The sequence below is a fragment of the Microbacterium sp. RURRCA19A genome, assembly GCF_900156455.1.
GTDB lineage: Bacteria > Actinomycetota > Actinomycetes > Actinomycetales > Microbacteriaceae > Microbacterium.
Genome location: NZ_FTNQ01000001.1, coordinates 579,038 through 599,701 on the forward strand (window position 1 = coordinate 579,038; position 20,664 = coordinate 599,701).

The following is a 20,664-nucleotide window of genomic DNA, read 5'->3' on the forward strand; positions in this document are numbered from 1 at the left end:
TCAGCCGACGACGCCGAGGATGTCGACCACGTACACGAGGGCCTTGTCCGCGGGCGCCTTCAGCGCCTGCTGGTCGGGCTGCGTCTGGTCGGCGGGGACGACGACGAGGACCTGCGAGCCGACGGTCTGCCCCTCGAGGGCGGAGGCCAGCGCCGGCGGCAGCTTCGACACGGTGGCCTGCCCGGGCGCGCCGTTGTCCCAGGTGGACGCGAAAGTCGTCGAGGCGCCCCAGGCGATCCCCTGGAGATGGATCACGACCGACGAGTCGGCGGTGACCTCTTCGCCCGTGCCCTTCTTGATGGTCTGCGACCGCGCCTCCGTGGGAGCGTCCCCGGCGGGGATGACGACGCCCGGCTGACCGTCGGGCGCGCGCACGACGGACGGCATTCCGGAATCGGCGTTGAACTGGTCGGCACCGTCGGCCGCCGGCAGGAACACCTTCCGGACGTCGAAGACGAAGACCGCGCCGTCGCCCTCGTTCACGCCGAGGGCCTGCGCGCCCTGCGCACCGAGATCGGAGCCGGGGATGGCCACCGCGACACGCGATCCCTCCGACACGCAGTGCAGGAGCGGCGCGATGGCCGGGATCGACTGCGCGAGCTTGGGTAGCGGGGTCGCCGCGGCGATGTCCGACTTGTATCCGGTGGCGACGAGCTTGTCGCCCGTCGTGGCGTCGAACACCGTCACATCGACCAGCGCGAGCTGGTTGTCGGCGGTGATCCGCTCGCCGTCGCCCTGGATGAGTGTCTGCGTGCCGGACTGCTCGGGCAGGAACGGCGAACGCACCGTGATCGTGGGTGCCGTCCCGAAATCGCCCTCGGCCTGGACCGCGGCCCCGATCGCGCTGTCGGTGGGGTCGGAGCAGGACGCGGAGGGGGATGCCGAGCATCCGACGAGGCCGATTCCGGCCAGGGCGGTCACGGCGACGAGGGCGGGGAGTCTGCGCACCGGATCAGTTTAGGCGGTCGCGTCGGGTGCCTCCGTCGCACCCGCGGGGTCGCCCTCGCGTCGACGCACACCGTCGGCGGCCTTCTGCGCCTCGCGGACGCGCTTGCGGAGGTTCTTGTCGGTGATCTCGCGGTCCCCGACGGCGCCGGGGGTCCACAGCTCGACGTCTTCGTCGCCGTAGCTCGACTTCGACGCGCGACGCTTGACCTCCGGCGGGACCGCCCCGGGGGCCAGACGGCGGGCCGTGAGCAGGAAGCCCGTGTGCGCGACCATCCGGTGGTCCGGACGCACAGCGAGCCCCTCGACGTGCCAGCCGCGGACCATGGTCTCGGAGGCATCCGGGTCGGTGAAGAGCCCCGTCGCGCGGATGTACTCCGCGACGCGGCTCAGCTGGGTGGCGGTGGCGACGTAGCAGAGCACGACACCACCCGGGGTGAGCGCGTCGGCCGCGGCGTCGATGCACTCCCACGGCGCGAGCATGTCGAGCACGACACGATCGACGGATGCCGGGGCGACGGCATCCGGGAGGTTCTCGACGAGGTCGCCCACGACGACCTCCCACGTCGACGGGGTCGCGCCCAGGAAGGTCTCGACGTTGGCGCGCGCGACGTCGGCGAACTCCTCGCGGCGCTCGAACGACACCAGGCGGCCGCTCGGTCCGATCGCGCGCAGGAGCCACAGCGACAGGGCGCCCGACCCGACGCCGGCCTCGACGACGGTGGCGCCCGGGAAGATGTCGGCCTGCGAGAGGATCTGGGCCGCATCCTTCGGGTAGACGATGGCCGCTCCCCGAGGCATTGACATCACGAAATCGCGCAGGAGCGGGCGGAGCGCCAGGTAGTCGTGGCCGGAGCTGTTGGTGACGACGCTGCCGTCGGGCTGCCCGACGAGGAGCTCGTGCTTGAGCACGCCGTTGTGCGTGTGCAGCTCGCCGTTCTCACGGAGCGTGATGGTGTGCATCCGCGCCTTGGGTCCGGTCAGCTGCACACGGTCGCCGATCCGGAAGGGTCCGCTCAGGTGCGGGGTCTCGCTCATCGGGTCTCCTGCGGGTTCGTCGCTGCTGCGTGGGTGAGGTGGAGGGCCGCGAGGTCCGCGGCGCCGCGGCCCTCCAGGGTCGGCCAGAGGTCGTGGGCGCCCACGCCGTCCAGCGACACCAGGAGGGGCACACCGAGAGTGACCGCGCCGCTGGCGATGGCCGAGCGCAGGCCGTTGGGCGAATCCTCGATCGCGACGGTGTCGACGATCGAGACCCCGAGGGCGTCGGCCGCCTGGAGGTACGGATCGGGGTGGGGCTTGGGCCGGGTGACGTCGTCACCGGCGACGACCACGTCGAACGCGGGGAAGTCGATGAGCTCGACGACCGACAGCGCCATGCGCCGCATCGACATCGTCACGAGGGCGGTCTTCACACCGGAGCGGCGCAGGTCGGCGAGCAGTTCGCGCGCGCCGGGGCGGAACGGCACCCCCTCGACGGCGAGCTGCCGCAGCACCTCGTCGGTCAGGTGGGCGATGATCTCGTCCACTCCCCACGGAACGCCGGCGTTCTGCAGCAGGCGGGCGGAGTCCTCCAGCGCGAGCCCGACCATCCCCAGCGCCTGCGCGTGGGACCACGTGCCGCCGAACCGCTCCACGAGGGGGGTCTCCGCCGCCATCCAGAAGGGTTCGGTGTCGACCAGGGTGCCGTCCATGTCCCACAGGACGGCGGCGGGGGCGGGGGAAGTCATCGTTCCATCGTATCGAGCGCCCCGGCGGTGGCCTCGCGCTCGCCCGGGCGCATGCGCCTATCCTGGATATCCAGCCCCGCAGGGGCAGAGGAGGTTGCGTGGACGCACTGGGTCGCCGGATCATCGTCGCCGCTTTCGACGGGTGGAACGACGCCGGAGAGGCGGCCTCGGCCGCGGCGTCGATGCTGCGCACCGGCGGCGACTACGAGGTCGTGCACTCGGTCGATCCGGAGCTGTATTTCGACTACCAGTACACGCGCCCGCAGGTCGGACTCGACGCGGAAGGCCGCCGCACGCTCACCTGGCCCGAGGCCACCCTCCTGCGCCCGGCCGGGCGCACCGACGAACCCGAGATCTGGCTGCTCGTGGGGGTCGAACCCGCCCGCGCCTGGCAGGCCTTCGCCGCGGAGTTCATCGACGTCGCCCTGCGCGAGGACGTCTCGGGCTTCGTCGCGCTGGGCTCCATGATGTCCGACGTGCCGCACACCCGGCCGATCTCGGTCTTCGCGGGCAGCGACAACGACGCGGTGCGCCAGTCCCTCGGGCTCGAGCGGAGCCTGTACGAGGGACCGGTCGGCATCCTGAGCGCGCTCGGCGATGCGGCCGAACGCGCCGGCATCCCCACTGCGAGCCTCTGGGCCAGCGTCCCGCACTACGTGGCAGGCCACACGCCGTCCCCCAAGGCCACCCTGGCGCTCCTCGACCGTCTCGAGACCGTGTCCGGCATCCCGGTGCCGCGGGGTGAGCTCGCCGCCGAGGCGATCGCGTGGGAGGCCTCCATCGACGCGGCCGCCGCCGACGACGACGAGATGCGCGATTACATCCACCAGCTCGAGCAGACCCGCGACACGTGGGATTCGCCCGAGGCGTCCGGGGATGCCATCGCGCAGGAGTTCGAGCGCTACCTGCGCCGCGGCGGCGACGGCCCGACGAAACCGGGCCGCGACGACCCGCCTCGCCGCTGAGTACGACAACGGCGCCGTCCCCGAGGGGGCGGCGCCGTTGTCGTGTGTGGGGATCAGCCGGAGATGATGGTCGATTCGGCCGGGACGACTCCGGTCAGGAGCAGGACGATCACGACGATTCCGAGGACGATGCGGTAGATCACGAACGGCAGGAAGCTGCCCTTCTTGAGGTACTGCATGAGGAACGCGATGACGAGGAAGCCGACGACGAACGCGATGACCGTCGCCAGCCCCGTCTCGGCGAGGTTGTACGGTCCGGTGCCCTCGTCGAAGCTCTTGTACAGCTCGTAGAGACCGCTGACGAACACCGCGGGGACGGCGAGCAGGAACGAGTATTCGGCGACGGCGGTGCGCTTGTACCCCAGCGCGCGCCCCAGGGTGGTGGTCGCGCCCGAGCGGGACACGCCCGGCACGAGGGCGAGGGCCTGCGCGAACCCGTAGGCCAGGCCGTGGGGGTAGGTCAGGTCGTCCAGGTCGCGACGGCGTTTTCCGTAGTGGTCGGCGAGCCCCAGGAGGATGCCGAACACGATCAGCACGACCGCCGTGATCCACAGGCTCCGGAAGTTGTCGCGGATCAGGCTCTGCAGCAGGAACCCCGCCACGCCGATGGGGATCGTGCCGATGATGATCAGCCATCCCATGCGGGCGTCGGGGTCGTTGCGCGGCACCCGACCGGTGAGCGATCCGAACCAGCGGGAGATCACCCGCCCGATCTTCTTACGGAAGTAGAGGAGGACGGCCAGCTCGGTGCCCAATTGCGTGATCGCGGTGAACGTCGCGCCCGGGTCGGTCTGCGACGGGAGGAACTCCCCCACGATGCGGATATGCGCGCTGGAGGAGATGGGGAGGAACTCGGTCAGGCCCTGGACGAGCCCGAGGATGATGACCTCGAAGATGTTCTGCATGTGTTCCTTCAGTACGTCCGGATGAGGTCGGCGAGAACTCGACGACCGAACTCGAGCGCGTCGACGGGGACGCGCTCATCCACACCGTGGAACATCCCGGTGAAGTCGAGATCGGACGGGAGTCGCAACGGCGCGAACCCGTAACCGGAGATTCCGAGGGAGGCGAGGGCCTTGTTGTCGGTGCCGCCGCCCATGAGGTACGGGATCACCGGGACCCCCGGGTCGTGGCGGGCGAGCTGCCCGACCATGGCATCCACGAGGTCGCCCGCGAACGGCACCTCGAGGCCGATGTCCCGATGGACGATCTCGACCTCGATGCCGGGCCCGACGATGCGACGGATGTCGTCGAGCGCCGCTTCCTCGGTGCCGGGCAGCACCCGCACGTCGATGAGGGCCTCGGCGCGGTCGGGGATGACGTTGTGCTTGTATCCCGCCGTCAGGCCCGTCGGGTTGGTCGTCGTGCGGAGCGTCGAGCGCAGGAATCCGGATGCCGCGCCCGCGCGCTGCGCGAGGGCATCGGGGTCGCCGGCGTCGACTCCGGTCAGCTCGGCCAATCCCGCGAGGAGCCGCGTCGTGGTGTCGGTCAGGCGGACAGGCCACTGCGTGCGCCCGAGCGCCGCGACGGCCTCCGCGACCGCGGTCACCGCGTTGTCTGGGTGCAACGCGCTGCCGTGGCCGGCACGCCCCCGCGCCACGAGCTTGATCCAGAGGAGCGCTTTCTCGCCGACCTGCAGCAGGTACGCGCGGCGGTCGTCCACGGAGATCGAGTAGCCCCCGACCTCGCTGATCGCCTCCGTCGCACCGGCGAACCATTCGGGGCGGTCGCGGACGACGAGAGCCGAACCCTCGACCCCGCCGTTCTCCTCGTCGGCGAAGAACGTGACGATGATGTCGCGCTCCGGCTGCTCCCCCGAACGCAGCACGTCGGCCACGGCGGTGAGGATCATGGCATCCATGTCCTTCATGTCGACCGCACCGCGGCCCCACAGGATGCCGTCGCGGATCTCGCCCGCGAACGGGTCGACGCTCCAGTCCTCGGCGACGGCGGGGACGACGTCGAGATGCCCGTGGAGGATGAGCGCGGGCTTGTCGGGGTTGCGGCCCGGAATGCGCGTCGAGAGGTTGGTGCGGCGGTCGATCGGCTCGTAGTAGTCGACGTCCAGGCCGAGGGCCTCGAGGTACGCCCCCGCATACTCGGCGGCCTCGCGCTCGCCGCGGGACCGGCCGCCTCCGAAGTTCGTCGTGTCGAAGCGGATGAGGTCGGCGGCCACGCGGGCGACCTCGGGCGGGTCGGCGTCGTGCTCGGACATGCGCACTACGGTACCCGGACGCCGCCGCCTTCCCCGTCCACGCCGCGGCGGGACGCGCCCGGGCTGTCGCCCCGGTTCGGGGGTGCGCCCCGGGCGTGGTAATGTCGTTCTTCGTTGCGAAAGCGACCAACACCCAATGCGCGGGTGGCGGAATAGGTAGACGCGCTAGCTTGAGGTGCTAGTGCCCGTATAGGGCGTGGGGGTTCAAGTCCCCCCTCGCGCACAGAACGAAGAAGGCCCCGGATTCGTCCGGGGCCTTCTTCGTTGTCTGCGCGAGCGGGAGGGCGGCGAACCCGTGCGGGGTTGGGCCCACGCCGCCGGAGGCTCCGCGTGCCGCGCAGCGGCGCGTGGAGGGGCGGTGGGGAAAGTCCCCCCTCGCGCACAGATGAGAAAGACCCCCGGGTTCGTCCCGGGGGTCTTTCTCATTTCTGCAGGAGTGGGAGGGCGGCTCGACCCGTGACACCGGCGAAACGCCGACGTGACATCGCGGTCGTAGCGTCGAGGCATCCCGGAAGGATGGATGCCACATGTACCGGTTCCACGTTCCCACCATCGACATCTCCGCCTGGGTCGGCCGCGGCCCCGAAGCGGCCCGCGCAGCCGTGGTCGCGGCCGTCGACCACGCCTGCCGCACTGTCGGGTTCATGCAGATCGTCGGGCACGGCGTGCCCGACCGCGTGATCTCCGACCTCGAAGACGCGCTCGACGGCTTCTTCGGGCTCTCCCTGGATGCCAAGAAGCAGTACGTCCGCCCGGCGGCGGAGAATCGCGGGTACACGCCGCCCAAGAGCGAGTCGCTCAGTTACAGCCTCGGCATCGACCCGGTGACGCGGATGAACGACTTCTTCGAGGCGTTCAACGTCGGCACGTCGTGGCGCGAGTACCCGGGGACGACCGCGACGGCGGCGGATTACGCCGAGAACACGTGGCCGGATGCGGTTCCGGCGTTCCGCTCGTCGATCGAGACCTACTTCGACGAGGCGCGCCGTGTGGCGCGGACGCTCACCCAGATCTTCGCCGCGGCGCTGCGGGTGCCCGAGGACTCCCTCGATGCGCTCACCGATCACTCGATCGACGTGCTCAGGATGAACAACTACGCCCTGCCTCCGGGGTCGATCGAACTCGGCGCGGAGTTGACCGGAATGGGCGAGCACACCGACTTCGGTCTGGTCACGGTGCTGTGGGCCGACCGGGTCGCGGGGTTGCAGGTGCTGGGGCTCGACGGCTCGTGGAACGACGTCCTGCCCGCCGAGGGCGCGCTGCTGGTGAACATCGGCGACGTGGCCGCGCGCCTCACGAACGACAAGTGGCTGTCGACGCTGCACCGGGTGAAGCCGCCGGTGATCGACGGAACCATCGAGCGGCGGCGGTCGGCCGCGTTCTTCCACGACGGCAACGCCGACGCGGTGGTGGGGGTGCTCCCTCACTTCGCGTCGCGCGAGTCTCCCGCGCTGTACGAGCCGGTGACGGTCGCGCAGCACATCGCGGCGAAGCTCGCGGGGTCCCGCGCGGGCCGGAAGAACGCGTCCGCGGTGCGCGAGGCCGCTCGGCTGACCGCGAGCCGCGGGTGAGCGCGGGTCCGGCACCGCGCGGATCGTAGCCCAGCGCGGGCCCGGCACCGCGCGGGTCGTAGCCCGGCACGGGTGAGCGCGGGCCCGGCGCCGCTCGGCATCCCGCGATAAACGCGATCCACGCCCAGAAACGCGGGGTCGTCCCGTTTCTCGTCGTGGATCGCGTTTATCGGGGAGGGAGGGGCGGAACCGCGGGCGGATGCCGGGGCGTCAGGCCGCGGACACCCCGAACAGCAGACCCAGCACGTACGTCACGGCGGCGGCGCCGAAGCCGATCGCGAGCTGTCGCAGGCCGCGCTTGAGCGGCGAGGCGCCGGAGAGCAGGCCCACCATCGCACCGGTGCCGAGCAGGGCGACGCCCACGAGACCGAGGGCGAGCGCGACCGCCCCGACACCGCTCATACCGAAGATCCACGGCAGGACCGGGATGATCGCGCCGGAGGCGAAGAACAGGAAGCTGGAGATGGCCGCGCCCCAGGCGCTCCCGACGACCTCGTCCGACGACTCCCCCGGTGCCGCGGCGGCCGGGGCGGTGCCGGCCTGGGCGGCGGTGACGACCTCGCGCGCCTTCGCCAGGGCCTCCTCGGCATCCATCCCCCGGGTGCGGTAGACGAGCGCGAGCTCGTTGGCATCCAGGTCGAGGTGCGGAATCGCCGCGTCGGCGAAGTCGCTCTCTTCGGTGGCCTCGAGCAGTTCGCGCTGCGAACGCACCGACACGAACTCCCCCGCGCCCATCGACAGGGCGCCGGCGAGGAGACCGGCGATGCCGCTGAACAGCACGAAGCTCGGGGCTACACCGGTGGCGCCGACGCCCATCACGAGCGCCAGGTTCGACACGAGTCCGTCGTTCGCCCCGAACACGGCGGCGCGGAAGGTGCCGGACAGGCGCCGGCGTCCTCGGGCCGCGAGGCCGCGGACGACCTCGTGATGCACCTGCTCGTCGGCGGCCATCTGCGCGGTCGCGTACGGTTCGTCGGCATAGGGCGAGCGCGCCTCGGCATTCTGGGCGAGCGCGAGCACGAAGATCGAGCCGAAGCGGCGCGCCATCCAGGCCAGCAGCGTCGTTCCGAGGCCGGGCCGGGGAAGTCGATGCGGGGTGTCGCCGAGCAGGTCGATCCAGTGCTGTTCGTGGCGTCCTTCGGCCTCGGCGAGCGCGAGGAGGATCTCGCGTTCCTCGCCCGTGCGGCGGCTCGCGAGGTCGCGGTACACGCGGGCCTCGGCACGCTCGTCGACGAGATAGCGCGCCCAGCGGCGGCGGTCGCGGGCGGTGGGTGTGGCGGCGATCGTCACGGTTCTCCTTCGGGTCGCCCCCACGTTAGGCGGCGCGCACCCCTCCCCCGGGCGCGTCGGCCGATACTGACAGCATTTCGGCCCTCCGAAGCCCGGAACGACGCGGTTCCGGGGAACCGGATGCCAGCATTTCGGGGTCGCGAAACCACCCCGGCGGAGCGGGGCGAGGTCTCAGGACCGGACGCGTTTGCGCAGCACTTCGATGCGCGCCTGCAGCTGCGCGACCGTCGCGTGCGAGACGGCGGGTCCGCCGCAGATGCGGCGCAGTTCGGCGTGCACGAGACCGTGCGCCTCGCCGGTCCGGCGCGCGTAGAGCCCGACGAGGCTGTTGAGCAGCTGCCGTTGCTCTCTCAGGGTGCGATGCAGCGGCTGCGGAAGTCCGCCCTCGTCGACGCCGGGCGGTTCTCGCCCGCTCTCCTTCTCTTTCGCCTCGCGCGAGGAGCGGTGCCGCGATTGGCGCGAGGCGCGGGTCATGAGCACCTCGTGCACCTGCTCGGGTTCGAGCAACCCCGGGATGCCGAGGAACTCCTCCTCCTCGACGGTGCCCGGAACGGCGAGCTGGCCGAACTCCTGCCCGTCGAACAGCACACGGTCGAAGTGCGCGAGCGAACCGAGGGCCTGATACTCGAACTCCTGCTCGAGCGCGTCGGACGCCTTGTCCTCGCGCTCGGCGGCGTCCATCATGTCTTCTTCGGCGTTCCACTGGTCTTCCGCGTCGCTGTCGCGGTCGAGGGCGTGGTCGCGCTGGGCCTCCATCTCCCCGGCGAGAGCGAGGAGCGGGGGGACGTTGGGGAGGAACACGCTCGCGGTCTCCCCTCGCCGGCGGGCGCGCACGAAGCGGCCGATCGCCTGGGCGAAGAACAGCGGCGTCGAGGCGCTCGTGGCGTACACGCCGACGGCGAGGCGCGGCACGTCGACGCCCTCGGACACCATGCGGACGGCGACCATCCACCGGCTCGTGCCCTTCGAGAACGTCTCGATGCGACTCGACGCCTCGGCCTCGTCGGAGAGGACCACCGTGACCTTCTCGCCGCTGATGTCCTCGAGGATCGTGGCGTAGGCGCGGGCCGCGGTCTGGTCGGTCGCGATGATGAGGCCACCGGCATCCGGGACGGTCTCGCGTACCTCGGTGAGGCGTCGGTCGGCCGAGCGCAGGACCGCGGGGATCCAGTCGCCGTTGGGGTCGAGCGCGGTGCGCCACGCCTGCGAGGTGATGTCCTTGGTGTTGTCCTGTCCGAGCTGGGCCTCCATCTCTTCCCCGGCCTTGGTGCGCCAGCGCATCTGCCCGGCGTAGACGAGGAAGAAGACGGGGCGGACGACACCGTCGTCGAGCGCGCGCCGGTAGCCGTAGGCGTAGTCGGTGCGCGAGAGGCGGATGCCCTTGTCGTTCGGGTGGTACTCCACGAACGGGATGGGCGCGGTGTCGCTGCGGAACGGCGTTCCCGACAGCAGCAGGCGACGGGTGGCGCGGCCGTACGCTTCGCGGAGCGCGTCGCCCCAGCTGAGCGCGTCGCCGCCGTGGTGCACCTCGTCGAGGATCACCAGGGTCCTGGCATCCATCGTCAGGCGCTGGTGCACCTCGGCCTTCACGGCCACCTGCGCGTAGGTGACCGCGACGCCGTGGTACTGCCGTGACGGCGTGGCGTGCCGGTTGGAGAAGTACGGGTCGAGACGGATGCCGACCCGCGCCGCCGCCTCCGCCCACTGGGTCTTGAGGTGCTCGGTGGGGGCCACGACGACGATGCGGTCGACGACGCGGCGACGCATGAGTTCGGACGCGAGGCGGAGGGCGAAGGTCGTCTTGCCGGCGCCGGGGGTGGCGGCGGCGAGGAAGTCGCGGGGGCCCTTGCCGACCCCGTCGGGTCCGTCGGAGCCGAAGTACTGGTCGAGCGCCTCGGCCTGCCACGCACGGAGGCGCTGGGCGGTGCCCCACGGGGCGCGCTGCGGGAACGAGGGCGACAGGTGCTCGGCGGCGAAGCTTCCGAAGTGGTGCTCGTCGGCGGACTCCCCGAACGACAGTTCGGACTCGGCCGCGTCGGAGGTGTTCGGGAGGGCCGATGCGCGGGCTTCTTCTTCCAGCATCGAACCTCCTTCCCTCGCGAGCGCGAACATCCACGATAGGCGAGATCGCGGAGGTGCGGTGGCCGCCTGGGGAGCGTTCCGCGACACCATCAGCGATAAACGCGATCGGCGACCAGAAACGTGCCGTCGTCCTGTGTTTCGCCGTGGATGCCGTTTATCAGGACGGAGTGAGACGGCGAGCAGGGCGGCCCCGCCGGGCGCAGCGGAGAGGGGTACGGGCAGGCCCCTTGCCGTGTCGGAGGGCGGGGTTAGCCTGGAGGCGGAGGTTTCGATGACACTCGATCCGCACTCGCCCGCTCCGTCTCCGTCCGACAACGCCGGCCCGCATCCCTGGCGCCGCTTCGTCGCCCTCGGCGACTCCTTCACCGAGGGGATCGGCGACCCCCTGCCCGACGGCGGACACCGCGGCTGGGCCGACCGTGTCGCCGAGGTCCTGGCATCCCAGGTCGACGACTTCGCGTACGCCAACCTCGCCGTGCGCGGGAAGCTGATCGGCCAGATCGTCGCCGACCAGATCGAACCGGCGTTGGCGCTGAAACCCGACCTCATCACGTTCTCGGCGGGCGGCAACGACGTCATCCGCCCCGGCACCGATCCCGACGTGGTGTCGCAGCAGTTCGAGGATGCCGTCGTGCGGCTGCGCCGCGACGGTGCGACGCTCGTCGTGTTCACCGGGATCGACACCGAGTTCACGCCGGTGTTCCGCGGTATCCGCGGCAAGGTCGCGATCTACAACGAGAACATCCGCTCGATCGCCGACCGCTACGACTGCATCGTCGCGAACCAGTGGGGGCTGAAAGAGGTGCAGGACATGCGCTTCTTCGACGACGACCGCCTCCACTACAACACCCTCGGCCATCACGAGGTCGCCCGGATGGTGCTGCGCGCCCTCAACGTCCCCAACGAACTGCAGCCGATGCAGCCCGAGGCCCTTCCGCCGACGACGTGGCGCGCCGCACGCGAGAAAGACCTCGTCTGGGCCCGCGCCTACCTCGTGCCGTGGGTGCTGCGGCGCCTGCGCCACGAGTCGTCGGGCGACCACATCCAGCCCAAGCGCCCCGAGCCGCTGCCCGTGGTGACCCTCGCCCCGGGCCGGGATGCCGCGGCCTCGCGCGGGACGCAGGTCTGAGTCAGCGCAACCCGCGCCCCAGTTCCCACAGCGCCACCGCGCTCGCCGCGGCGACGTTGAGCGAGTCCACTCCCCCGGCCATCGGGATCGTCACGACCGTGTCGGCCGCGGCGAGCGCCCCGCGGCTCAGCCCGTCGCCCTCGGCGCCCATCAGCAGTGCCACCCGCTCGTGCCCGGCCGCGGCGAACGCGTCGAGGGTGACGGCGTCCTCGGCGAGCGCGAGGGCGGCGAGGTGCAGCCCCGCCCGCTGCAGCAGCGGCTTGGCCTCGGGCCACTCGGGCAGCCGCGTCCACGGCACCTGGAACACCGTCCCCATGCTCACCCGCACGCTCCGGCGATAGAGCGGGTCGGCGCACCGCGGGGTGACGAGCACCGCGTCGGCACCGAGCGCGGCCGCGGAACGGAACGCGGCACCGACGTTGGTGTGGTCGACGATGTCCTCGAGCACGACCACGAGCCGGGCGTCCTTCACGACGTCCTCGACGGATGCCAGGATCGGCCGGTGCATGGATGCCAGCAACCCCCGGTGCACGGTGTATCCCGTCACCTGTTCCGCGACCTCGGCCGGAACGACGTAGATCTCGGCATCCTCGCCGGCGAGGGCGAGCGCGTCGTCGAGGAACTTCTCCTGTACGAGCACGGAGCGCGGACGATGACCGGCGCGCAGCGCCCGATCCAGCACTTTGGCGGACTCCGCGATGTACAGCCCGCCCGCGGGCTCCGACACCCGCCGCAACGACACGTCGGTGAGGTCGCGGTAGTCCGCCAGTCGGGGGTCGGAGGCGGCGTCGATGGAGATCACGGGCATCGTCCCACTCTGCCAGCACCCCGGACGACGGTGCCCGCGGGCGGTCCTAGACTCGACCTGACGGAGGTGGGTATGACGGACACGACGAAGGATGCCGAGACCCTGGCATCCATCGATCGAGCCGTCGAAGTGCTCGCCGGCCGCCGCGTGGCCGTGCTCACCGGCGCCGGGGTGTCCACGGACTCGGGGATCCCCGACTACCGCGGCAAGGGCGCGCCGACGCGGACGCCGATGACGGCGCAGCAATTCCTCGCCGACGCCGACGCGCGCCGTCGGTACTGGGTGGGCAGCCACCTCGGGTGGAAGGTGTTCGCCGCCGCCGAGCCGAACGACGGTCACCGTGCGCTCGCCGCGCTCGAGAACGCGGGCGTCTCCAACGGCGTCATCACGCAGAACGTCGACGGGCTCCACGTCCGCGCGGGCAGCCACCGGGTCGTCGAGCTGCACGGCACGATGCGGCGGGTGGGGTGCCTGCACTGCGGTCAGGTGTTCGACCGTCGCGATCTCGCGGCCCGCGTCGAGGCCGACAACCCGTGGATCTCACTTCCCGAGAACGTCGAGCTCGGCCCCGACGGTGACGTCACCCCCGCTTCGGCCGAGGGATTCGTCGTCCCGGTGTGCTCCGTGTGCGGGGGCACGCTGAAGCCCGACGTGGTGTTCTTCGGCGAGTACATCCCGGTCGAGAAGTTCCGCGAGGCCGAGCAGCTCGTCCACGCGAGCCAGGCGCTCGTCGTCGCCGGGTCGTCGCTGGTCGTGAACAGCGGCATCCGCCTGGTCGAGCGCGCGCGGCGACGCCGCCTCCCCGTCGTCATCATCAACCGCGGCGCGACCCGGGCCGACCAGCGGGCCGCGGTGAAGATCGACGCGGGCACCAGCGACGTGCTGAACATCTTCGCCCAACGCCTGCCCGGCCTGCTCTGAACGTCGGACACCGCCGCGGGCACCAGCGACGTGCTCGGCGCCCTCGCCCCACGCCTGCCCGGCCTGCTCTGACGCACCTGACCCCGACGGCGCTCACGGCGACCCTGCCGGTCCCCGCGGGTAGGCTCGAACGGTGACGATCCTCACCCTCGTACGCCACGGCGAGACCGACTGGAATGCCGGCGGACGCGTCCAGGGCTCGACCGACATCCCCCTCAACGACACCGGGCGACTCCAGGCCCGGGGTGTCGCCGAGACGCTGGCCGCCGAGAACGCCGGGCGCGAGGTCATCGTCGTCTCGAGCGACCTGTCGCGCGCGGCCGAGACCGCCGACATCGTCGCGGCGGCTCTCGGCACCACGGTGCGCCGCCGTCTCCCGGGCCTGCGCGAGAGGTCCTACGGCGACGCCGAGGGGATGGATGCGCAGACCTTCGCCGAGACGTACGGCCCGTGGCACGCGGCCGAGGTGCCGGGTGCCGAGGCCTGGCCCGCCGTCCGCGAGCGTGCGCTCGCCGCGATCGCCGACGCGGTCGCCGAGGCTCCCGACGGCGTGGACGTCATCGCGGTCGCGCACGGCGCCCTCATCCGCGAGGTCATCATGCACGCCACCGACGGTGAGTTCCCGCGCGTCGGCGAGCGTCTGCCGAACTGCTCCGCCACCGTCTTCCGCCTGGACGGCGAGGGGTGGGAGATGCTGGCCTACGCCGGCGTCGCGAACTGACCGTCAGCGCTTCATCCGGCTGATTCCTTCGACCACACCAGCACCGTGCGCGTCGCGGTCGCCACCACCTCGTCGTTCTGCGAACGGCCGGTGTGCGCGAGCACGACCACGCCCTGACCGGGACGCGACGCCGACGGACGCACCGACACCACCTCGGTCTCCGCTGTGAGGGTGTCCCCCACGAACAACGGCGCGGGGAAGCTCACATCGCTGAGGCCCAGCTGCGCCACGAGCGTGCCCTGGGTGAGCTGCGCCACCGAAAGCCCGACGAGCGTGGACAGTGTCCACATCGAGTTCACCAGGGGCCGGCCGAACGGCTGGGTCGCCGCGTACGCGGCATCCAGGTGGAGTGCCTGCGCGTTCATCGTGAGGGTCGTGAACAGGACGTTGTCGGCGTCGGTGACGGTGCGCCCGGGTCGGTGACCGTAGCGCTCACCGACGACGAACTCCTCCAGATACAGGCCCCGCTGCTCGATCATGCGGCAACGGTACTCCCGACCAGGCCGAGCGCCCGCGAGATCACCATGAGCTGCACCTCGGTCGTGCCCTCACCGATCTCGAGGATCTTCGAGTCGCGGTAGTGCCGTGCCACGGGGTACTCGTTGATGAAGCCGTTGCCGCCGAAGATCTGCGTCGCGTCCCGGGCGTTGGCCATGGCCGCGTCGCTCGCGGTCATCTTCGCCACCGCCGCGTCCACCGCGAAGGGCTTGCCGGCGTCGCACAGGCGCGCCGCGTGCACCCACGCCAGTCGCGCGGTGTGGACCCGCGCGTGCATCCGCGCGAGCAGGAACTGCACGTTCTGCTTCGTCGACAGCCGCTCGCCGAACACGGTGCGGCTGCGGGCGTAGTCCACCGCCGCTTCGAGGCATCCCTCGGCTGCACCCGTCGCGAGGGCCGCGATCGCCACGCGGCCTTCGTCGAGGGTGCGCAGGAAGTTCTTGAACCCCTGCCCGCGCTCGCCGAGCAGGTTCGCCGCGGGGACCCGGGCGGCGTCGAAGGTGAGCGGGTGGGTGTCGGAGGCGTTCCACCCGACCTTGTCGTACGCCGCGCCGACGGTGAACCCGGGGGTGCCGCGGGGCACGATGATCGTCGAGATCTCGGGGCGCTCCCCGCGGCGGTCCGTGACCGCGGTGACGGCGACGTAGCTGGTGATGGCGGTCCCGGAGTTGGTGATGAACTGCTTCGACCCGTCGACGACCCACTCGTCGCCGTCGAGGCGCGCGGTCGTGCGCGTCGCACCGGCGTCGCTGCCGGCCTCGGCCTCGGTGAGCCCGAACCCGGCGAGCGCGCGCCCGGCGACCAGGTCGGGCAGATACTCGGCCTTCTGGGCGTCGCTGCCGAACCGGTACAGCGGCATCGCGCCGAGTCCCACACCGGCTTCGAGGGTGATGGCGAGGGACTGGTCGACACGGGCGATCGCCTCGATCGCCACGCACAGGGCCGCGTAGTCGCCGCCCTGCCCCCCGACCTCCTCCGGGAACGGCAACCCGAACAGGCCCAGGTCGCCCATCTGGGCGACGATGTCGAGCGGCAGTTCGTGGGCGCGGTCGGCCTCGTAGGAGCGCGGCGCGATCACCTCGTCGGCGAACTCGCGCACCATCCCGGCGAGCTCGCGCTCGTCGTCGGTGAAGGCCTGCTGGCTGTCGATGCTCACGGGGATCCTCCTGGGGATCGAGAGGGCGGATGCCGCGGACGCGGCGGAACGGACGGGGCGGGGTGAAGGGGGCGAGGCGGGGCGCACGTCAGCGCAGAAGCATCGCCCTCCCCGGTTCGCGCAGGACACCGGCGACGTCGGTGAGGAAGCGCGCGGCCTCGGCCCCGTCGACGAGCCGATGGTCGAACGAGAGGCTGAGGGTCAGCACGTCTCTCAGCGCGATCCCGCCCTGGTGCTCCCACGGGGTGCGGCGCACCGCTCCGACGGCGAGGATCCCGGCCTCGCCCGGATTGAGGATCGGGGTGCCGGCATCCACGCCGAAGACGCCGACGTTGGTGATCGAGAACGTTCCGCCCGTCATGTCGGCCGGCGCCGTTCGTCCGGCACGGGCGGTCGCGGCGAGCTCGGCGATGGCGTCGGCGAGGTCGACGAGCGGCAGCGTGTCGGCGTCGCGGATCACCGGTACCACCAGACCCCGGTCGGTCGCCGCCGCGATGCCGAGGGCGACGAAGTGGTGCTCGACGATCTCGCCGGCCTCCTCGTCCCACCGGGAGTTGAGCGCGGGGGTACGGCCGAGCGCCAGGCACACGGCCTTCGCCACGATCGCCAGCACGCCGATGCGGTGCCCGTCGAGGGCCCGATCGGTCTTGAGCGAGGAGAGCAGGTCCGTCGTCGCGGTGACGTCGAGCGTGAGGAACGTCGTGGCGTGCGGCGCGGTGAAGGCGCTGCGCACCATCGCGGCGGCGGTGTGCTTGCGCACGCCGCGGATCGGAGTGCGCGTGGTGCGCGGATCGGTGGAGACAGCCGGGGGGACCGTCGACGCGAAAGGAACGGTGTCGGCGCGCGGGGCGCGCGACAGTGACGCGTCAGCCGCGGGGACCGTCGACGCGAGGGAGAACGGACCGGCGTGCGCCGATTCCGCCCTGGATGCCGTCCGCGCCGCGAACTCCTCGACGTGCGCCCGTGTCACGAGGTCGCCGGGGTGGGTGGCCGCGACGAGGTCGAGATCGACGCCGAGGTCTTTCGCGAGCTTGCGGACCGGCGGTGTGGACCGGGGGCGTTCGAGGACCGGCTCGGCCGCGGCCGCGGGGACGACGTCGTGCGGCGCCGACCGGTGCACCGCCTGTTCGAGGTCGAGCGTGCCGGGCGTCCCGGCGGTGCGGGCGCGGCGGCGCGGACGGGTTCCGGATGCCGGCGCGGCACCGTATCCGACGAGGTTCGGCGTCGCCGCGGGCCCCGTCGCCGGTTCCGTCGTGCGGAGTTCGTCGGCGGCACGCCGTTCGCCGTCCTCGGGGACCGGCGTGTCGGCCACGGACTCCGCGGGGCGGCCCGCGGCCCCGGCTGCGGTCGGACCCGTGGGGGCCGCCGGGTCGGTCTCACCCACCGCGAACGACACGAGAGGCGACCCGACGGCGACGACGTCTCCGGCGGCGGCGTGGAGACCGCGCACGGTCCCGGCGTAGGGCGACGGGATCTCGACGACCGCCTTGGCCGTCTCGACCTCGGCGATCGTCTGGTTGAGGGTCACTTCGTCGCCCTCGTCGACGAGCCATTGCACGATCTCGGCTTCGGGCAGCCCCTCGCCGAGATCGGGCAGCAGGAATTCGGCGATCATCGCACGTCTCCCGTCGGGGTCGACGTCGTCCGGCGAGAGGCGCGGCGTTCGGCGATCATCGCGCACCCTCCGTCGCGGTCGGGGTCCGCGCGGACAGGGCGTGTCCGCTCGTGCGCTCGAGCACGGCATCCACCGCGTACAGCAGGCGGTCGAGGTCGGGCACGTGGTGCTTCTCGAGCTTCGACGGCGGGTAGGGGATGTCGTGCCCCGTCACGCGCTCGGGCGGCGCCTCGAGATGGTGGAAGCAGCGTTCGGTGATGCTCGCGACGATCTCGGCGCCGAGCCCCGCCTGCCGGGCTGCTTCGTGCGCCACGACGACCCGGCCGGTCTTGCGCACGGAGGCGGCGACCGTGGTGAGGTCCATGGGCGACAGCGACCGCAGGTCGATCACCTCGAGCGAGATCCCTTCGTCCTCCGCGGCGAGCGCGGCGTCCAGCGCCGTGCGGACGAGCGCTCCGTACGTGACGATCGTCGCGTCCGTTCCTTCGCGGGCGACGCGGGCGAGGTGCAGGGGCGGGGCGTCGGCGAGGTCGGCATCCAGATCGACCTCCCCCTTGGAGTGGTAGAGACGCTTGGGCTCGAAGAAGACGACCGGGTCATCGGATGCCACGGCCTGCCGCAGCATGACGTAGGCGTCCTGCGGGGTGCTGGCGGCGACCACCCGCAGTCCGGCGGTGTGGGCGAAGTACGCTTCGGGCGACTCGGAGTGGTGCTCGGCGGCCCCGACTCCCCCGGCCCACGGGATGCGGATGACCATCGGCATCCGGATCCGGCCGTTGCTGCGGTAGTGGAGCTTGGCGACCTGGCACACGATCTGGTCGAACGCCGGGTACACGAAGCCGTCGAACTGGATCTCGACGATCGGGCGGTAGCCGCGCAGGGCGAGGCCGACGGCCGTGCCGACGATGCCCGCCTCGGCGAGCGGGGTGTCGACGACGCGCTGAGCGCCGAAGCGCTGCTGCAACCCGTCGGTGACCCGGAAGACCCCGCCGAGTCTGCCGATGTCCTCTCCCATGAGCAGGACCCGGTCGTCGTCGGCGAGGGAACGGGCGAGTGCCGCGGTGATCGCGGCGCCCATCGTGAGCGCGGTCATTCGAGTCCCTCCCCTGCCGACGTCCGGACGCGGGTGGCGGCGCCCTTCCGATCGATGCTCATCGTGCGTCCTCCGTCGCGAATCCGGCGAGGTACTGCGCGTAGTCCGCCTTCTGCTGGGCCAGGGCCGCGTGGGGCTCGGCGTAGACGTGGTCGAACACGGTCTCGGGGGCGCGGGTGGTCGCGCCGATGCACGCGGCACGGACCTCCGCGGCGAGGGTGTCCGCGGCCGCCGCGACCTCGGCGAGGGCGGAGTCGTCGAGCACGCCCTCGGCGCACAGGTACGCCTCGAAGCGGGCGATCGGGTCGCGCTGCGCCCAGCTGTCGACCTCCTCCGACGTGCGATAGCGGGTGGGGTCGTCCGAGGTGGTGTGGGGGCCCATTCGGTAGGTCACCGCCTCGAGGAAGGACGGGCCTTCGCCCCGGCGGGCACGGTCGAGCGCCCAGCGCATCGCGGCGACGCAGGCGAGCACGTCGTTGCCGTCGATCCGCAGACTCGGGATGCCGAAGCCCGGCGCGCGACCCGCGATGGGGTACTTCGTCTGCACGGTGACCGGCTCGGAGATCGCCCACTGGTTGTTCGAGCACACGAACACGACGGGCGCCCGGAACGTGGAGGCGAAGACCATCGCTTCGTTGACGTCGCCCTGGCTGGTCGCCCCGTCGCCGAAGTAGGCGACGGCGACGTCGTCGGAGCCGTCGCGCTGCGCGCCCATCGCCCACCCGGTGGCGTGGAGCGTCTGCGCCCCGATGATGATCTGCGGCGGGGCCGCGTTGATCGTGGTGTGGTCGTACGCGGAGTGCTCCTCGCCGCGCCAGGCCAGGACGTAGCCCTCGGGCCGGGCGCCGCGGGCCAGCAGCACGCCGTGCTCGCGGTAGCTGGGGAAGACGAAGTCACCGGCGGCGAGCGCGTGGGCGGTGCCGATCTGGACGGCCTCCTGTCCACGACACGGGGCCCACAGCGCGAGCTGGCCCTGACGCTGGAGGGCGACGCCCTCGGCGTCGAGGCGACGGGTCAGGACCATGTCGCGGTGGAGGGCGCGCAGTTCGTGCGGCGAGAGGTCGGCGATCCAGGGGTCGAGCACGGCGTCGGGGACGCGGGTCCCGTCCGGTTCGAGCACGCGGACGACGTCGTCGACGTCTCCGACGCTCGCGCGGGGGGCGTCCGCCGGGGTTCCGGGGGCGGCCGGTCCGTGGTCGGGCTGGGTCTGGGTGTACGTCATCGTCATCCCTCCAGGTGCGGCCCGCGATCCTCGTGGGAGCGGGGGCGATCCGGGTGCCGGCGGCGTCGCCGACAGGGCCGACCGTACGCGTGGCGGGCAAGGCGCTCAAGACCTCCGCCGCAGGTTCAGCAATGTGCGCATTGCGGAGACGTGGCGTCCTGCTAATGTTTCGCACCATGACCAAACTCGACGCGGTCGACCTCGACCTCCTCCGCGCCCTGTCCCACGATCCGCGCGCCACCGTCGTCGCGCTCGCCGAGAAGCTGGGGCTCTCGCGCAACACCGTCCAGGCGCGCATGAGCCGCCTCGAGAAAAGCGGGGTGTTCCTCGCGTTCGAGCGCACCCTGTCGGCCGAGGCGCTGGGCTTCCCGATCGAGGCGTTCCTGCAGGTGACGGTGCGGCAGGCGGAGCTCCCGGCGATCCGTGAGGCGCTCGCTCAGGTGCCCGAGGTGCTGCAGGCACACGGTCTCAGCGGTCAGGTCGACCTCCTCGTGCGAGTGGCGTGCCGCGACACGCAGCACCTGTTCGACACCGACGCGCGGATCCTCTCGATCGAGGGTGTCGAGCGCACCGAGACCTCCCTCGTCATGGGAGAGGTCATCGGCTACCGCGTGGGCCCGCTGATGAACCTGGCGCGCGAACGGCTGTAGGGCCCGTCGACCGCCGCCGGCTCGCGGCGGACGCGGGCGACGCGGCTACGACCGAT

19 protein-coding genes and 1 tRNA gene are annotated in these 20,664 nt (G+C 71.8%); 7 read left to right on the forward strand and 13 right to left on the reverse strand.

Annotated features, from left to right (window positions below):
- From BW982_RS02815 to BW982_RS02825, 3 genes are read right to left on the reverse strand one after another with little or no spacing between them, the layout of a single operon-like run.
- Entirely contained in the window at positions 1-948 is a 948-nt protein-coding gene (locus BW982_RS02815; protein WP_076490559.1) for an FKBP-type peptidyl-prolyl cis-trans isomerase, read from the reverse strand.
- Positions 949-957: 9 nt separating this feature from the next.
- Complete coding sequence (locus tag BW982_RS02820; RefSeq protein WP_076490560.1) at positions 958-1,983, reverse strand: tRNA (adenine-N1)-methyltransferase; 1,026 nt, start codon at positions 1,981-1,983, stop codon at positions 958-960.
- On the reverse strand, positions 1,980-2,672 hold the full coding sequence (locus BW982_RS02825; RefSeq protein ID WP_076490561.1) for an HAD family hydrolase: 693 nt from the start codon (positions 2,670-2,672) through the stop codon (positions 1,980-1,982). Before BW982_RS02825 ends, BW982_RS02820 begins: the two co-directional genes overlap by 4 nt.
- 98 nt (positions 2,673-2,770) lie before the next feature.
- Here BW982_RS02825 and BW982_RS02830 point away from each other — a divergent pair, with 98 nt between their 5' ends.
- Positions 2,771-3,637, forward strand: a complete 867-nt coding sequence (locus tag BW982_RS02830; RefSeq protein WP_076490562.1) for a PAC2 family protein — start codon at positions 2,771-2,773, stop codon at positions 3,635-3,637.
- Positions 3,638-3,690: 53 nt separating this feature from the next.
- Here the strand turns inward: BW982_RS02830 and BW982_RS02835 are convergent, their stop codons facing one another.
- Together BW982_RS02835 and BW982_RS02840 are read right to left on the reverse strand one after the other, a co-directional pair.
- A complete protein-coding gene (locus BW982_RS02835) occupies positions 3,691-4,542 on the reverse strand; it encodes an undecaprenyl-diphosphate phosphatase (RefSeq protein ID WP_076490563.1) in 852 nt (283 codons plus the stop codon).
- An 8-nt stretch (positions 4,543-4,550) separates the two neighbouring features.
- Positions 4,551-5,852 carry a M20/M25/M40 family metallo-hydrolase gene (locus BW982_RS02840; RefSeq protein WP_076490564.1) on the reverse strand — a complete coding sequence of 434 codons (1,302 nt, stop codon included), beginning with the start codon at positions 5,850-5,852 and terminating at the stop codon, positions 4,551-4,553.
- 138 nt (positions 5,853-5,990) lie between these two features.
- On the opposite strand from BW982_RS02840, the gene BW982_RS02845 reads away from it, so the two are divergent.
- Both BW982_RS02845 and BW982_RS02850 read left to right on the forward strand, forming a co-directional pair.
- Positions 5,991-6,075 (forward strand) — tRNA-Leu (locus tag BW982_RS02845).
- Positions 6,076-6,379: 304 nt separating this feature from the next.
- A complete protein-coding gene (locus tag BW982_RS02850; RefSeq protein WP_076490565.1) occupies positions 6,380-7,423 on the forward strand; it encodes an isopenicillin N synthase family dioxygenase in 1,044 nt (347 codons plus the stop codon).
- A 210-nt stretch (positions 7,424-7,633) separates the two neighbouring features.
- On the opposite strand, the gene BW982_RS02855 is transcribed toward BW982_RS02850, so the two are convergent.
- Entirely contained in the window at positions 7,634-8,713 is a 1,080-nt protein-coding gene (locus BW982_RS02855) for a VIT1/CCC1 transporter family protein (RefSeq protein ID WP_076490566.1), read from the reverse strand.
- Positions 8,714-8,884: 171 nt separating this feature from the next.
- Positions 8,885-10,795 carry a DEAD/DEAH box helicase gene (locus BW982_RS02860; RefSeq protein ID WP_083696488.1) on the reverse strand — a complete coding sequence of 637 codons (1,911 nt, stop codon included), beginning with the start codon at positions 10,793-10,795 and terminating at the stop codon, positions 8,885-8,887.
- 271 nt (positions 10,796-11,066) lie between these two features.
- On the opposite strand from BW982_RS02860, the gene BW982_RS02865 reads away from it, so the two are divergent.
- Positions 11,067-11,924 (forward strand): SGNH/GDSL hydrolase family protein, encoded by an 858-nt coding sequence (locus BW982_RS02865; protein WP_076490567.1) that lies wholly within the window; start codon positions 11,067-11,069, stop codon positions 11,922-11,924.
- A gap of 1 nt (position 11,925) precedes the next feature.
- Here BW982_RS02865 and BW982_RS02870 read toward each other — a convergent pair whose 3' ends face one another.
- Entirely contained in the window at positions 11,926-12,732 is an 807-nt protein-coding gene (locus BW982_RS02870) for a TrmH family RNA methyltransferase (protein WP_076490568.1), read from the reverse strand.
- 72 nt (positions 12,733-12,804) lie between these two features.
- On the opposite strand from BW982_RS02870, the gene BW982_RS02875 reads away from it, so the two are divergent.
- Together BW982_RS02875 and BW982_RS02880 are read left to right on the forward strand one after the other, a co-directional pair.
- Positions 12,805-13,653, forward strand: a complete 849-nt coding sequence (locus tag BW982_RS02875; protein WP_076490569.1) for a Sir2 family NAD-dependent protein deacetylase — start codon at positions 12,805-12,807, stop codon at positions 13,651-13,653.
- Positions 13,654-13,786: 133 nt separating this feature from the next.
- Positions 13,787-14,374: a histidine phosphatase family protein gene (locus BW982_RS02880; RefSeq protein WP_076490570.1), complete on the forward strand. Its 588-nt coding sequence runs from the start codon at positions 13,787-13,789 to the stop codon at positions 14,372-14,374.
- Positions 14,375-14,385: 11 nt separating this feature from the next.
- Here the strand turns inward: BW982_RS02880 and BW982_RS02885 are convergent, their stop codons facing one another.
- The 5 genes from BW982_RS02885 to pdhA all read right to left on the reverse strand — a co-directional run bounded on the left by BW982_RS02885 (position 14,386) and on the right by pdhA (position 19,958).
- Positions 14,386-14,853: a MaoC family dehydratase gene (locus BW982_RS02885; RefSeq protein ID WP_076490571.1), complete on the reverse strand. Its 468-nt coding sequence runs from the start codon at positions 14,851-14,853 to the stop codon at positions 14,386-14,388.
- Positions 14,850-16,028, reverse strand: coding sequence for an acyl-CoA dehydrogenase family protein (locus tag BW982_RS02890; RefSeq protein WP_076490572.1), 1,179 nt, complete (start codon positions 16,026-16,028; stop codon positions 14,850-14,852). The genes BW982_RS02885 and BW982_RS02890 overlap by 4 nt, the downstream gene beginning before the upstream one ends.
- A gap of 88 nt (positions 16,029-16,116) precedes the next feature.
- Entirely contained in the window at positions 16,117-17,643 is a 1,527-nt protein-coding gene (locus BW982_RS02895) for a dihydrolipoamide acetyltransferase family protein (protein ID WP_076491796.1), read from the reverse strand.
- Between the two features lie 55 nt (positions 17,644-17,698).
- Entirely contained in the window at positions 17,699-18,736 is a 1,038-nt protein-coding gene (locus tag BW982_RS02900) for an alpha-ketoacid dehydrogenase subunit beta (RefSeq protein ID WP_076490573.1), read from the reverse strand.
- Between the two features lie 58 nt (positions 18,737-18,794).
- Complete coding sequence (gene pdhA, locus BW982_RS02905) at positions 18,795-19,958, reverse strand: pyruvate dehydrogenase (acetyl-transferring) E1 component subunit alpha (protein WP_083696573.1); 1,164 nt, start codon at positions 19,956-19,958, stop codon at positions 18,795-18,797.
- Between the two features lie 176 nt (positions 19,959-20,134).
- On the opposite strand from pdhA, the gene BW982_RS02910 reads away from it, so the two are divergent.
- Entirely contained in the window at positions 20,135-20,608 is a 474-nt protein-coding gene (locus BW982_RS02910) for an Lrp/AsnC family transcriptional regulator (RefSeq protein ID WP_076490574.1), read from the forward strand.
- The last annotated feature ends 56 nt before the right edge of the window (positions 20,609-20,664 follow it).

What these genes read in the sequence shown, in the direction of transcription:
- BW982_RS02875 (WP_076490569.1), top strand. Translation starts at nt 12,805, where the DNA reads ATGACGGACACGACGAAGGATGCCGAGACCCTGGCATCCATCGATCGA.
- BW982_RS02865 (WP_076490567.1), top strand. Translation starts at nt 11,067, where the DNA reads ATGACACTCGATCCGCACTCGCCCGCTCCGTCTCCGTCCGACAACGCC.
- BW982_RS02910 (WP_076490574.1), top strand. Translation starts at nt 20,135, where the DNA reads ATGACCAAACTCGACGCGGTCGACCTCGACCTCCTCCGCGCCCTGTCC.
- BW982_RS02900 (WP_076490573.1), bottom strand. Translation starts at nt 18,736, where the DNA reads ATGACCGCGCTCACGATGGGCGCCGCGATCACCGCGGCACTCGCCCGT.
- BW982_RS02885 (WP_076490571.1), bottom strand. Translation starts at nt 14,853, where the DNA reads ATGATCGAGCAGCGGGGCCTGTATCTGGAGGAGTTCGTCGTCGGTGAG.
- BW982_RS02895 (WP_076491796.1), bottom strand. Translation starts at nt 17,643, where the DNA reads ATGATCGCCGAATTCCTGCTGCCCGATCTCGGCGAGGGGCTGCCCGAA.
- BW982_RS02825 (WP_076490561.1), bottom strand. Translation starts at nt 2,672, where the DNA reads ATGACTTCCCCCGCCCCCGCCGCCGTCCTGTGGGACATGGACGGCACC.
- BW982_RS02840 (WP_076490564.1), bottom strand. Translation starts at nt 5,852, where the DNA reads ATGTCCGAGCACGACGCCGACCCGCCCGAGGTCGCCCGCGTGGCCGCC.
- BW982_RS02820 (WP_076490560.1), bottom strand. Translation starts at nt 1,983, where the DNA reads ATGAGCGAGACCCCGCACCTGAGCGGACCCTTCCGGATCGGCGACCGT.
- BW982_RS02870 (WP_076490568.1), bottom strand. Translation starts at nt 12,732, where the DNA reads ATGCCCGTGATCTCCATCGACGCCGCCTCCGACCCCCGACTGGCGGAC.
- BW982_RS02860 (WP_083696488.1), bottom strand. Translation starts at nt 10,795, where the DNA reads ATGCTGGAAGAAGAAGCCCGCGCATCGGCCCTCCCGAACACCTCCGAC.
- pdhA (WP_083696573.1), bottom strand. Translation starts at nt 19,958, where the DNA reads ATGACGTACACCCAGACCCAGCCCGACCACGGACCGGCCGCCCCCGGA.
- BW982_RS02835 (WP_076490563.1), bottom strand. Translation starts at nt 4,542, where the DNA reads ATGCAGAACATCTTCGAGGTCATCATCCTCGGGCTCGTCCAGGGCCTG.
- BW982_RS02850 (WP_076490565.1), top strand. Translation starts at nt 6,380, where the DNA reads ATGTACCGGTTCCACGTTCCCACCATCGACATCTCCGCCTGGGTCGGC.